At 40.3% G+C, this 13,567-nt stretch carries 9 protein-coding genes; 7 read left to right on the forward strand and 2 right to left on the reverse strand.

Going from position 1 to position 13,567, the window contains the following annotated elements; translation table 11 throughout:
• Positions 1 to 2 precede the first annotated feature (2 nt).
• Both JL001_RS20840 and JL001_RS20845 read right to left on the reverse strand, forming a co-directional pair.
• Positions 3 to 2,165 carry a GH92 family glycosyl hydrolase gene (locus tag JL001_RS20840; protein WP_200979603.1) on the reverse strand — a complete coding sequence of 721 codons (2,163 nt, stop codon included), beginning with the start codon at positions 2,163 to 2,165 and terminating at the stop codon, positions 3 to 5.
• A 121-nt stretch (positions 2,166 to 2,286) separates the two neighbouring features.
• A complete protein-coding gene (locus JL001_RS20845) occupies positions 2,287 to 3,705 on the reverse strand; it encodes a glycoside hydrolase family 125 protein (protein WP_200979604.1) in 1,419 nt (472 codons plus the stop codon).
• 423 nt (positions 3,706 to 4,128) lie between these two features.
• Between JL001_RS20845 and JL001_RS20850 the strand changes: the two genes are divergently transcribed.
• The 7 genes from JL001_RS20850 to JL001_RS20880 all read left to right on the forward strand — a co-directional run bounded on the left by JL001_RS20850 (position 4,129) and on the right by JL001_RS20880 (position 13,564).
• Positions 4,129 to 5,556, forward strand: a complete 1,428-nt coding sequence (locus JL001_RS20850) for a circularly permuted type 2 ATP-grasp protein (RefSeq protein ID WP_200979605.1) — start codon at positions 4,129 to 4,131, stop codon at positions 5,554 to 5,556.
• Positions 5,557 to 5,562: 6 nt separating this feature from the next.
• Complete coding sequence (locus tag JL001_RS20855) at positions 5,563 to 6,543, forward strand: alpha-E domain-containing protein (protein ID WP_200979606.1); 981 nt, start codon at positions 5,563 to 5,565, stop codon at positions 6,541 to 6,543.
• A complete protein-coding gene (locus JL001_RS20860) occupies positions 6,543 to 7,286 on the forward strand; it encodes a peptidase (protein ID WP_200979607.1) in 744 nt (247 codons plus the stop codon). Before JL001_RS20855 ends, JL001_RS20860 begins: the two co-directional genes overlap by 1 nt.
• Positions 7,276 to 8,142, forward strand: coding sequence for a transglutaminase family protein (locus JL001_RS20865; RefSeq protein ID WP_200979608.1), 867 nt, complete (start codon positions 7,276 to 7,278; stop codon positions 8,140 to 8,142). The genes JL001_RS20860 and JL001_RS20865 overlap by 11 nt, the downstream gene beginning before the upstream one ends.
• Positions 8,143 to 8,240: 98 nt before the next feature.
• Positions 8,241 to 8,825 carry an RNA polymerase sigma factor gene (locus tag JL001_RS20870; protein ID WP_200979611.1) on the forward strand — a complete coding sequence of 195 codons (585 nt, stop codon included), beginning with the start codon at positions 8,241 to 8,243 and terminating at the stop codon, positions 8,823 to 8,825.
• 116 nt (positions 8,826 to 8,941) lie between these two features.
• Positions 8,942 to 9,922 carry a FecR family protein gene (locus JL001_RS20875; protein ID WP_200979612.1) on the forward strand — a complete coding sequence of 327 codons (981 nt, stop codon included), beginning with the start codon at positions 8,942 to 8,944 and terminating at the stop codon, positions 9,920 to 9,922.
• A gap of 114 nt (positions 9,923 to 10,036) precedes the next feature.
• Positions 10,037 to 13,564: a TonB-dependent receptor gene (locus JL001_RS20880; protein WP_236252925.1), complete on the forward strand. Its 3,528-nt coding sequence runs from the start codon at positions 10,037 to 10,039 to the stop codon at positions 13,562 to 13,564.
• Positions 13,565 to 13,567: the final 3 nt, after the last annotated feature.

Below are 13,567 nucleotides of genomic sequence, written 5' to 3' on the forward strand. Positions count from 1 at the left end.
GTTTATTCTGTCACCAGTTTTATTTCTCCCCCTTCCTTAAAAAGATCATGGGAAATAAAATAGGTGCTATTTTTCTTATCGTTTACTATGATTTCCTTTAACTCCCTGCCCTTTGATGGATTATAAATACTCAACATTTTCCCCTTGCCTAATTTCCAATGGACCTCATCAAAAACTGGAACCGTTACCAAATAATCTGTATCAGCAGGACTTAATGGATAAAGTCCCATTGCAGTCCAGGTATACCAAGAAGACATCTCACCAGCATCATCCATTCCGGACATGGCCAGCCCATGCTCTCCAATTCCAAAGTAATCGGCTAAGAGCTTATCGATTACCTTTTGTGATTTCTCAGGCTTATCTATAAAATAATAGGAAAAGGGGGCTTCATGATCGGGTTGATTACCTTGACAATATTGCCCCATAAATCCGGAAACATTCCTGGCAATATATGCTGGATTCCATGGCTTAGTAAATAGTTCATCAAGTTTGGCTTCAAATTTATCTTTTCCTCCATATAAATCCACCAAACCGGGCATATCATGGGGTACATAAAAGGAAACTTGCCATGCATTGGCCTCCCTGTACATGTATTCGTAATAAGGATATTCTGGATTAAATGGGCTGATCCAATCCCCATTTCCCAACCTTCCCCGCATAAAATTCACTTCCGGATCGAAAACATTCCTATAATTTTGCCCTCTTTTGATCAAATCCTGGTAGTGTTCCTCATCTCCCATCTCTCTTGCTAGCTGAGCTAGCGCGTAATCATCATAGGCAAACTCCAAGGTCTTGGACACTCCGGCTTTTGCTTTGGTCTCAACATGAGGATTTTTTACGTCAGGGTCAGAAATATAACCTTTCTCAATATACTCTTTGACATGAGGCCGAGTTCCTCCTTCTTTATAAGCGTTATTCAAAAGGTACTCGTAAGCTTTCTCTATATCAAAATCTTTAACCCCTCTTCGGTAAGAACCGGTGATGAAAGATGCGGCATGGTCTCCGTGAAAAAAAGTCGGTATAAAACCAGTTTGGTGCCCCTTATCTACCAATGACTGAATCACATCTGCAGTAACCTCTGGTTGCACTATGCTCATTAGCACTACTTTGTTCCGATAAGTATCCCAAAGTGATGGAAGGGTATAATACCTAAACTTTTCTTGACGGGTTTTGCCAGTTTGATCAGTAAATTCCCCATTCACATCACTTCTTAATGCCGGCCACAAGAAGGAGCGGTAAAAAGAAGAGTAAAACAACTCTTTCTCTTTTGGACTTCCTCCTTTGACCGTGATATGGGAAAGCAATTTGTTCCAAGTATCCACTGCTTCTTTATGGACTTGTTCAAATGATTTTCCGGCCACTTCAGTTTCCAGGTTTTCCTTGGCATTGGCCTCACTTACGTAAGATAAACCTATTTGTAATATAACAGGACTTTCTTCTCCCCCATCTTTAATATTCACTTTGGCATAGCCGGTTCGCTCCCCTTCTTCAACAATATTTACTGATTCAATTTCATGACTCAACTTCACATAAAAATGAACCTTGTCTCCCCCTACTCTCTGAAAACCTTCCAGAACAGTTTTAGAAGAATGGGAGATTTTCCAATCAGACACACCATTATTGGCTTTTCCTAGATCAAAAAGGATAGTCCTTCCAGTTGATTTGTCAAAACTATACTCATGAACACCCGCCCTAAGGGTACTGGTCAATCTCACCTTCACTTTATAATCTTGAAGATAAACCTCATAATAGCCCGGAGAGGCTTTTTCTTGATCATGACTAAAGGTGGATTTAAAAGGTTTTTCTGACGACTTTTGAATTGGCAAGATCGGGATATTACAGAGGTTCCAGTGTCCTTTGTTGGTATGGGTAAAACCAATGATCTCCGTATCTTCATATTCATATCCAGCACCAGAACCGAATTCGGTAATAGGACTCAGCTGTACCATGGCATTGGGCAAGGAACTTCCAGGATAGGTCAAGCCAGCCCAAACTCTCCAGCCCTCTGGAGGAGTATAACCGATCTGTGAAGGATCAGTCAAAGGAGCGGTGCCAATAAAAGGGTTAACAAATTGGGTGAGATTAGTTTTTTCTTCTTGTGCTTTGGCACAACCAAAAAAAGATATTGAAACAATAAAAAAAGTAAATAGGGTCAATAATCGCATAGGTCTTTCAGGTTAAATCATTAGGTTAATAGGTCTGATAGTCAAATTTTAATTAAATCGAAACGGCTATTTCGATAGCTTCAATATCCGTTTCGATTTAATGAAATCCACCCTTGTTATTCTATGTCAGCAAATGAGGCTTTTCCTGGTACAGGGTGTAAATCAATTCTCCAAACAAGGTATTGGCCCAAGCAAACCAACTTCGGGTAAAATTGTCCGGGTCATCTTTATGGAATCCTTCATGCATAAAGCCTGTTCCCGCGTGGGTGGTCTTGATCCATTCCAAGCATTGCTTGATTTCATCCTCATCAGTGGCAGTCATGGCCTGCAGGGTGATGCTCATATGCCATATATAATCCATCCCAACATGAGGGCCGCCTATTCCCTTCGCCGCCTTACCTGAAAAGAAATAAGGGTTATCTTCACTCAGGACAAAATTTCTTGTGTTTTGATAAATAGGATCATTGATATCCAAACAGCCCAGATACCCCATACTCAACAAAGATGGCACATTGGAATCATCCATAAACAATTGGTTTCCATACCCATCTACTTCAAAGGCATAAATCTTACCATGATCCAAATGATCTGCAACCGCATATTTCTGTATGGCTTTTTCTACTTCATTGGCCAAATCCTCGCATTCCCTAGCTGAAGAAGTATCTTTTTTGACCTCTTTGTAAATAGCCGCAAGTTGTCTAAGGGACTGGACAGCAAATAGGTTCGAGGGAATCAAGAATGGGAAAATGGTAGCATCATCCGAAGGCCTAAAAGCAGAGCAAATCAGACCAACTGGCTTCACTGGGTTACCATAACCATCCCCTGAAAGGGTATCAGTAGCCCTGGAGGTGGTTCTTGCAAAATGGTAAGGCCCTTTACCGTCCTTACGCTGCTGTTCCTTAAAAGTCTTCACAACCAACTTCATGGCCTTTTCCCAACGATCATCGAAAACAGATGTATCTCCTGTTTCTTTCCAATATCCATTGGCCAAACGGACAGCATAGCATAGAGAATCGATTTCCCATTTACGCTCGTGCAGCTCCGGCTTCATATCAGTATGGTCACTTTGCCATTCTCCTCCTTCTGGACCATTATTGAATGCATTCGCATAAGGGTCGATGATAATACATTCATTATGTCGGTGGATCACTCCTTGAATCAGCTTTTTGAGTTTTTTATCTTTATTTACCAAAGTAACATAAGGCCAAACTTGGGCTGAAGAATCACGGAGCCACATGGCATGAATATCCCCGGTGATAACAAAAGTATCTGGCTTACCATTTTTCTCTGAATATTCCACTGTGGTATCCAATGTATTTGGAAAGCAGTTTTCAAACAACCAAGCCAACTCTTGGTCCTTTATATTCTTTTTGATTTCATTAATTGTATTTTCTACCGCCTTGCTGGTAAAGTTCCGTTCGGCAACAGCAGGTCTATTGGTGACTTTCCAGTTTAAATTTCCTGCAAAAGATGCAGCAGGCCCTATGGCCATGCCCAAGGTGGCAGCGGCACTGGTTTTGATAAAATCCCTTCTGATCATGTCTGATTAAATAATTGGTATGCACATCACGGACTTGGGTTATCCCGCTCATGTTTATTGTTAATATTAATTTCTTTGTAAGTTAATCGATTTAGCATTAATTATCAAAGATAATTCTTCATTCATAGCCCAATTATAGTAATCGCTGAGCAATACAATGAACAATAGTCTTCAGCATTTAACATGAATATCCCCTTAGACTTCATGGTTAGTTTCAAATGCTTGGTTACTCTCCTAATTCTATTATTATTTTTTGCCACACCCTAATTGCAAATCTTTTATGTTCAATAATTAAAATATAAAGCTTACTGATTAAAGAAATAAAGGATAATTTTCACGCCTATACTCTTCTACATTTTGTTTTATATTACATTTTTAGTAATTTATAGAACCACTTTTTATAGATTTAAACACGAAACACCCATGGATTTAGCCAATTATCAATGCGCAGGCCTTTTTGATGAAATGTTCACTGAGGAAGGAGGTTGTAGGGAACATTACAGGGTTTTTGAAAAATTGCTTAAAAAGACTGCTCCAAGAAAATTAAAGCAACTTCAATTTTCTGCGAATAAAACTCAAATGTCCATGGGAATGACTTTCAATGTTTATGACAACGACCAAGGACTCGAAAAGATACTTCACTTAGACATTATTCCGAGAATCATACCCAACTCTGAGTGGCTTCAATTAGAAGCCGGCCTGAAGCAGCGGGTAGATGCCTTGAACCATTTTATTCAGGACATCTATAATGAACAGGCAATCCTCAAAGATGGTATTGTTCCAGAAGACCTGATCACTAACAGTAAGGATTTTTTGAAGCCCTGCATAGGACTTACTCCCCCTAAGGGCATCTGGTGTCACATCACAGGGACAGACCTTATCAAAGACAAAAGCGGTGATTATTTTGTCCTTGAAGATAATCTGCGTTGTCCTTCAGGGGTTTCCTATATGCTAGAAAGCAGAGAGATCATCAAAAGGGCATTCCCGGATATTCTGGATAAAACAGGTGTAATGCCTGTGTCCAATTATCCTGCTCGCTTGCTTCAAATGCTGCAAAACCTGAGTAACAAGGAAAAACCGGTTGTGGGCGTACTTACACCAGGGATATATAATTCTGCTTACTATGAGCACTCCTACCTCGCCTTACAAATGGGTGTTGAATTGGTCACGGGAGAGGACCTTGTTGTTCAAAACAACAAAGTCTACATGCAAACCACTCATGGTTACCAGCAAATCGATGTGATCTACAGAAGGATAGATGATACTTTTATTGATCCTAATATTTTTAATCCCAATTCTCTTCTGGGGGTCCCTGGGATCTTTGAGGCTTACAAAGCAGGTAATATTGCCCTGGCCAATGCTCCGGGAACTGGTGTCGCAGACGATAAAGCAGTATATGCCTATGTCCCTGATATCATCAAATATTATTTGAATCAAGAACCTATTCTCAACAACGTACCTACCTACCTCTGCAGAAGGCCAGATGAAAGACAATATGTTTTGGACAATATTGCTGAACTCGTGATCAAGGAAACCAACGCTGCAGGAGGATACGGAATGCTGATCGGGCCTAAGTCAACTCCTGAGGAGCATGAAAAATTCAAAAAACTAATTTTATCCAATCCTAACAACTACATTGCCCAACCTACACTCTCCCTCTCTACGGTACCAACACTTACCGAAAACACTATTGAATGTCGTCATGTGGACTTAAGACCTTATGTTCTGTATGGTGAGGAAATTGACGTAGTCCCTGGAGCCTTGACCAGAGTCGCTCTCAAAAAAGGATCACTAGTGGTCAACAGCTCACAAGGAGGAGGAAGTAAAGACACTTGGGTACTCTATAAATAATTTTCTATGTTAAGTCGCGTTGCTAACTCAATTTACTGGCTGGGCAGGTACCTGGAAAGGGCTGAAAACTATGCCCGTTTTATCGATGTAAATTTCAATCTCATGCTAGATTTACCGCCTGACCTAAAAACTCAATGGGAACCATTGGTTTTTGCTACAGGTGACCATGAAATCTATAGTGGAAGTTATGAAGAATTTGATAAAAAAAGTGTTATAAACTTTCTCACATTAGATACTTCCAATCCAAACTCTATCATTTCCTCAATTACCTATGCCAGGGAAAATGCCCGGATAGTCAGGGAAAACCTCAGTAAGGAAACTTGGGAAAAGATAAATGAACTGTACCATTTTATCAAAAAAGCAACACCGCGAAAGATATGGGATAAAAAAGACCCAAGAAGCTTTTTTGATAAAATCAAAAACCAAATCCAGCTTCTTTATGGTCTCACAGAGAGTACTGTTGCTCGAACTGAAGGTTGGTACTGGAAACAATTGGGAATGTACCTTGAGCGGGCAGATAAAACCAGCAGAATCTTAGATGTGAAATACCATATGCTGCTCCCTACCCCTGAAGAAGTAGGCTCCCCGCTTGATTTTCTACACTGGATGGCTCTTCTTAAATCTGTTACTGGTTTTAACACATACAGAAGGATCCATGGTAAAATCCAATCCAACGGGGTGGTTGATTTTTTAATATTTAGCAAGCAGTTTCCTCGATCTATTTATTTTTGCTTAAAAGAAGCTGAAGATTGCCTTCACATGATTTCAGGATCTAAAGAGAATGAATTCCAAAATAAAGCGGAAAAATCATTGGGCTCTCTTCGGTCTAAATTAGGATTTAGTGAAGTATCTGACATCATTGCAGATGGCCTACATGAATCAATTGATGATTTACAAAAAAAAATAAATGCGATTTCTGAACAAATTCAGTTAAATTTCTTTCAAATTAAAAAGGAGTATAACTTTCAACAACAACAGCAGGAATAATGACATTTTGTTTGGGTATAAAAACTAAGCATGGTATTGTAGGTCTTTCCGACACACGAATTACCAGTGGATCAGAAACCACTACTTCCAAGAAGGTGTTTGTGGTCAATAAGAATAAGCATTCATTCTTTATCATGACCTCTGGCTTACGGTCTGTTAGGGACAAGGCCATCACCTACTTTAACGAGGTTATTGAACAGCAAGACGACAACTTCAACAAACTTTACAAAACCGTTAATGAATTGGGCAACCAAATAAAAAGGGTGGCCAAAGAGGACAAGGACAGTCTGGAGGAATCAGGCCTTCATTTTAACCTTCATAGCATTATTGGCGGGCAACTGGAAGATGATTCAGAGCCCAAACTGTATCTGTTATACCCTCAAGGCAATTGGATCGAAATAAAAAAAGGAACTCCATTTGTAATCATCGGTAATACCGGCTTTGGAAATCCAGTATTGAGAAGATCCCTCTCCTATGACGAAACATTGGACTTTGCTATCAAAAGTGCCTTTTTAGCTTTTGATGCAACCAGGATTTCTGCCAATGATGTTGATTTTCCAATAGATACGGTAGTAATGGAAAATGATGGTTTTTACATCAAGGAACAGCGTTTTGAACAAAACGAATTGATACATATTTCTGATTTTTGGAATAACCGACTCAGAAAAGCCATCAGTGAACTTCCCGCCGAGGTATTGAATAAGGCCTTTCTAAAGAATGAAGCCCAAATAGATGACTACTGAAAAGAAGCTGAATATCAAGCACAAAACAGTCTACACATATGATACTGATGCTTGGCTTAGCCCACAAAAAATATTGCTTTCCCCTTCCTTGAGAAGGTATTTTCACATTTTATCCTATGAATCCAGAGTAACTCCAAAGCCCCAGGGAGTGAATTACCGTCTAGACATGGAAGGCAACCTGTTCCAACAGGTTTGGTTTTCCCAACCCACCGATAAGTTGGAAATAGACATAGAAACTACTATCAGTACTGCTGACTTCAATCCCTTTGAGTTTATCATCGATAAAGCTTTTGAACAGAGAAATGATGGAGGGGAAATCACTTTCAACTACCCTTCTGAAAAACAGCCTTTTCTTATTCCTTTTCTCAACAATACAGGCAAACCTGAAATCCATGAGGTGGCCAGGGAATTCAAGTCTAAAAGTCAGGACACAGTTTCTTTTTTAGTGGATTTGACCGCCTATGTACATCAACTTTGCAAACACATTATTCGAGAGGCTCCTGGTGTTTGGGCACCAGAAAAAACCCTCAAAGAAGCCAAGGGATCCTGCAGGGACTTGGCTTGGCTGCTGATCAATATCTTGAGGAGCGAAGGATTGGCCAGTAGATTCGTCAGTGGCTATGCCTATAACCCCAAATTGGAGGAAAACCACGAGCTTCATGCTTGGGTGGAAGCATTCTGCCCAGGAGCTGGATGGATCGGGCTAGACCCGAGTTTGGGACTGTTGACAGACGCTTTTTACATTCCTTTAGCTGCCAGCTTTCTCCCAGAACTCACACTGCCTGTGATAGGAAGCTTTACAGGTGCCTCCCACTCCACATTGGAGAGTTATGTAGAAATCAAGGAACTTGTCTAATATGGAATAACTGTCATTTTTATAATTAATCTTTTCTTAACTCCTATCCGGCCATAAGTTATTACACTTCGCTTTACATTTGACACAAACAAAGTCTCATGAACAGCGCAGCAAGTGATACCGAACTTTTCAGAATGATGTCCTTGAGAGAAGATCACAAGGCTTTTCAAGAAATCTTTAACCGATATTGGGACCAGCTCTTTCAAATAGCGCTGCACAAAACCAAAAGTCCTGATTTGGCCCAAGACCTTACTCAGGAAGTTTTCATCAGTCTTTGGAAATACCGCCACTCCATCAAGATCAAGGCTGAACTTAGTGCCTATTTGATCACCATGGTCAAATACGGCTTTTTTAAGTTGGCAGCACAAAAAGAACAGCAATTTGAAGCATTAAACGCCACCGATAATACGGAGCCCTCTCATAATCTGAATGGATTTTCAATCATGGAATTCAATGAGCTTTATGATAAAATAGACACCATTACAGACACTTTACCACCTCGTTGTCGCGAGATTTTTTTAATGAAAAGAAACCATGAAATGTCTGTTGAGGAAATTGCAAAAAGCTTCAATATCTCTCCCTCCACTGTGCGAAACCATCTCGCCAAAGCAACAGGAACTTTTAAAGAAAAACTAACTGAAGACATTGCTCTGGCTAGTTTGCTATGGATACTGTTCAATTGATACGTATTACTAAAAGGTTACCAAAATTATTTCATTCTTAAAAATTACATAACCCGTTTCGAATAGACAGCAATCCCATTTTATGACTCTATTGATTGAAAGCCGATTATTAAAAAATGGAAATCAATCAATACTGGAAAAAGTTAATTACAAAACTTTTTGATAAAACCATTTCCAATAAGGAACTGGAAGAGTTAAACAGGTGGTATGACTACACTCATTTAGATGAGTTTCAGAAGTCAGCTGCTGATGAAGCGGAAAGAAAACACGCTGCTTGGCAAAGCATCAAAAAAAGAACTACGCCCATTAATGATGCTACGAGCACCGCGAAAAAAACAGTTTCTTTCTCTGCTATTGCAAAAATCGCAGCTGCTTTTTTGGTAGCCGCCCTTATTGGTCTTCAGTTTTGGTTTAAGGAGCCCGCAACTACTTCCCCAGTCAAAATGATTACCATTAGCAATAAACTTGGACAAGTTAGCAGTTTTACCCTACCCGATAGTTCTAAAATTTGGCTTAGCACAGGATCTACTTTTACTTATCCAGAAAGATTTGGCGAGACCCGTGAAGTTTCTTTAGATGGAGAAGCTTTTTTCGATGTGCACCGAAATCCCGAAAAACCTTTCACTATTACTTCAGGAGATGTTATCACGAGCGTGTTAGGCACCTCTTTTAACATCAATGCCTATCCTGATGAAAAGGTGCAGGTAGCTGTCTTTACAGGAAAAGTAGCCGTAAAAGACCATCAAAGCAGAAATGAAACAGTTCATTTGGTGAAAAATCAAATGGTCACTTGGAAACCAAATTCAGGTTTTGAGCCAACTACGGAATTTGATCCTGAGCAAATTGCAAAATGGAGACAAGGAATTCTCACTTTCCGAAATGCCAACATGGAGGAAGTCATTCATGAACTCAGCAAGTGGTATGATATCGAATTTAAACTTGCCAAGAAGAGTGCTCCAACCTGCCAATATACAGGTGAATTTAAAAACACCTCTTTGGAAAACGCCCTTAAAATCATTCAGTATGCTTTAAGAATCAACTATACCATAAATGAAAATGAAGTACTAATTGAAGCCCCTAATTGCCAAAGGCAATAAAAAATCCGGGAATGCTGGTACATCACCGGATTTTAAAAGATTAAATGATTTTCCGCACTGCTTCCATCTTCGACCATGTAGCAGTAAGGAAGTAAACCTTTATTAATCAAAGTTATGAAAAAAAAACTACTTCGCATTGTTTTGAAATCAACAGCGAACCTATTAATCATCGGAACATTCATGTACTGCCTCAGCAATATTGCTCTGGCCCATGAAGGCAAGGCCCAGCAAATGGGTGAAACGCAAATCCAACTCAGCAAAGGAAACGTCCTACTTTATCAACTATTTGAAAAAGTGGAAACACAAAGCGATTTTCGTTTTCATTTTGATCCCAATTTATCCGAACTGACCAAAAAAATTGACATCGAGGGGTCACTTGATTTAGAAAGTCTGCTTTACCGAGTGGCTGATCAGACAGGACTAAGTTTCAGACAAGTCAATGAATCCATTGCAGTCAGAAAAAACAAAAAAGCCCCATCCTCAAAACCGATCGAGGTAAACATTAAAATCTCTGGTTCTGTCAGCGACAATGATACAGGAGAACCTATTGTAGGTGCCTCAGTATTCATAGAAGGCTCTGGATTGGGAGTTGCTACTGATCTTGACGGAAATTGGAGTATGGATATTCCTGAAGAACTTGTAGGAAAAAATATTACTGCCAGTTATCTCGGTTACCAAGCTGCCAGTATGACCATTGTCAATTCTCCCATCCATTTCAAACTTATTTCCAATGAATTGGAAGAAATCGTAGTGGTTGGTTATGGTACGCAAAAGAAAATCAACTTGACTGGAGCTGTGGACCAAGTAACTGGTGAGGTCTTTGAAAACCGTCCCGTGCCGAATATTGCTCAGGGTCTTCAAGGGGCTATTCCCAACCTTAATATCAATATTCAGGACGGAAAACCTACACAGTCTCCCTCTTTCAATATCAGGGGAACCACCTCAATCGGGCAAGGAGGAAATGCATTGGTATTGATAGACGGTGTAGAGGGTGATCCTTCCATGATCAACCCCTCAGACATTGAAAGTATCTCTGTCCTTAAGGATGCTTCTGCAGCCTCCATCTATGGTGCAAGAGGCGCATTTGGAGTGATTCTGATCACAACAAAGGCTCCTGCAAAGGATAAAATGTCCTTGACCTATACCTCCAATTACTCTATAAAATCCCCAACTACAGTGCCTGATTTGGTTACAGATGGCTATACTTGGGCGTCCATGTTTAATGAAGCCTGGACAGCGTGGAATGATTATTCCCAGACACCTCAAAATGCCAACAAAACACTTCCTTTTTCCCAAGAATATTTGGCTGAGCTAAAGAGAAGATCTGAAGATCCCAGCCTTCCTGATATAGAAGTAGGACCAAATGGTGAATACATCTATTATGGTAGCACTGACTACTATGGTGAACTCTACAAAAAAAGCTTGTTCGCCATGGAGCAAAACCTATCACTTTCTGGAAGTAGTGGAAAAACTGGATATTACATCACCGGTAGATATTATGATCAGGAAGGGTTATTCAAATATAACTCTGATGATTTCAAAATGTACAACTTCAGGGCCAAAGGCTCTATGGAAATGACCGATTGGCTTACAGTAGAGAACAATACAGACTACTCCTTCAGGAAATACCATAACCCTTTGAACGTAGGAGAAGGTGGAAGTATCTGGAGAAATATTGCCGATGAAGGTCACCCATTAGCTCCATTGCTGAACCCTGACGGTACCCTATCCTATTCTGCCGCATATACTGTAGGAGATTTTTACTATGGAAAGAATGGTATCGACACCGAAAGGACTATCATAAAAAACATCACCAGTTTTAGTACCAAGTTTTTGGACAATACTCTTCGTGTCCGAGGAAACTTCACTTTCCAAGACATTCAAAACAATGAGCAACGTATCCGTGTACCTGTTCCTTATAGCAGAAGCGAGGGAGTAATTGAGTATGTTGGAACCAATACCAACGACATCAGAAACAGTCGTTCTGAAACCCGTTATTTGGCTACCAATATCTATGCGGAATACGAACCCAAGCTTTCTGGAAATCACCACCTCAAAGGATTGGTAGGTTATAACTTTGAATCTTCCACTTACAGTAATTTAACAGCCCAAAGAAACGGATTGATCTTTGAAGATGCACAAGACATCAATTTGGCATTGGGTCAATCCATCACCACCAATGGTGGATGGGAGAGATGGGATATCCAAGGAGGTTTTTTCAGAGCCAACTATGATTATGCCGGAAAATATTTATTGGAAGTAAATGGTCGTTATGATGGCTCATCTAAATTCCCACAAGATCAGCGGTACGCTTTCTTCCCTTCCTTCTCTGCCGGTTGGAGAATATCAGATGAATCCTTCTTTAATATCTCAGAAAAAGCCGTTTCCGATGTTAAATTCAGGGCTTCTTATGGTTCCTTAGGAAATGGTAACATCAACTCATATGCTTTCCAAGAACTCTTCTCTATTTCTCAATCAGGGAGAATTCTGAATGGAGTGAGACCTCAGTACACCAGCCAACCTGGCGTCCTACCTGATGGCCTTACTTGGGAAACTTCCACCACCGCCAATATCGGGCTGGACTTGGGCCTATTGGAAAATCGACTGACATTTACCGGTGATGCCTATATCAGAAATACTACAGACATGTTTACTGTGGGTAATTCACTTCCTGCTGTGTTCGGTACAGCTGTACCTAAAGGTAATTATGCCGACCTCAGAACCAAAGGCTGGGAGTTTGTCGTGGGCTGGAAGGATCAGTTGAGCATGGCCTCGAAGCCATTGAACTATAGTGTTAAATTCTTCATGGCGGATTATACCTCCACCATCACCAAATACAACAACCCTGATAAGCGCCTTACTGATTATTACGAAGGAATGAAAGTGGGTGAAATATGGGGTTATGTCACAGAGGGCTTATTTGAATCCATGGAAGACATCAACTCTCATGCAGACCAATCTTATATTCAATCTTCTACCAGCCGAACCACCTTGCCAGGAGACATCAAATTCCAAGATATCAACGGTGATGGTGTCATAGATAAAGGACTAAACACGGTAGACAATCCAGGTGATCAAAAAATCATTGGTAATGCTACACCAAGATATACCTATGGATTCAATATTGATTTGAACTGGAACAACTTCTTCTTTAGCACTTTCTTCCAAGGTGTTGGTAAGAGAGATTGGTGGCCAGGAGGTGAAGCAGGTCTTTTCTGGGGACAATACAACAGGCCTTACAATGACGTTCCTAAATCCATGATAGGAAACATTTGGTCTGAAGACAATCCAGACGCTTACTTCCCAAGATACAGGGGATATTCTGCCATAGGTAGCAACCGCTCCCTGTCTTCTACCCAAACAAGGTACTTACAGAGTATTGCGTATTTGAGAATGAAGAACATCCAAATTGGCTATAACCTTCCGGAATATGTAGCCTCCAAATTCAAACTAGGAGGTGCAAGAGTGTACCTTTCAGGCGAGAATCTTTGGTCTTGGTCACCATTGTATAAAGTCACCAAAAACCTTGATGTAGAAAGCACTGGCCCATCTGATCTTGCTTTGACTTCTGGTACTTCAGGAAATGGTAACAACTACCCTATTCTTAAAAGTGTAACCCTCGGACTTTCTATCTCTTTCTAAATT

The organism is Echinicola sp. 20G (assembly GCF_015533855.1).
In the GTDB taxonomy this organism is placed as follows: domain Bacteria; phylum Bacteroidota; class Bacteroidia; order Cytophagales; family Cyclobacteriaceae; genus Echinicola.

Coding starts and splice junctions, on each gene's coding strand:
- JL001_RS20840 (WP_200979603.1), bottom strand. CDS start 2,165: ATGCGATTATTGACCCTATTTACTTTTTTTATTGTTTCAATATCTTTT.
- JL001_RS20875 (WP_200979612.1), top strand. CDS start 8,942: ATGGAAATCAATCAATACTGGAAAAAGTTAATTACAAAACTTTTTGAT.
- JL001_RS20880 (WP_236252925.1), top strand. CDS start 10,037: ATGAAAAAAAAACTACTTCGCATTGTTTTGAAATCAACAGCGAACCTA.
- JL001_RS20845 (WP_200979604.1), bottom strand. CDS start 3,705: ATGATCAGAAGGGATTTTATCAAAACCAGTGCCGCTGCCACCTTGGGC.
- JL001_RS20855 (WP_200979606.1), top strand. CDS start 5,563: ATGTTAAGTCGCGTTGCTAACTCAATTTACTGGCTGGGCAGGTACCTG.
- JL001_RS20850 (WP_200979605.1), top strand. CDS start 4,129: ATGGATTTAGCCAATTATCAATGCGCAGGCCTTTTTGATGAAATGTTC.
- JL001_RS20865 (WP_200979608.1), top strand. CDS start 7,276: ATGACTACTGAAAAGAAGCTGAATATCAAGCACAAAACAGTCTACACA.
- JL001_RS20870 (WP_200979611.1), top strand. CDS start 8,241: ATGAACAGCGCAGCAAGTGATACCGAACTTTTCAGAATGATGTCCTTG.
- JL001_RS20860 (WP_200979607.1), top strand. CDS start 6,543: ATGACATTTTGTTTGGGTATAAAAACTAAGCATGGTATTGTAGGTCTT.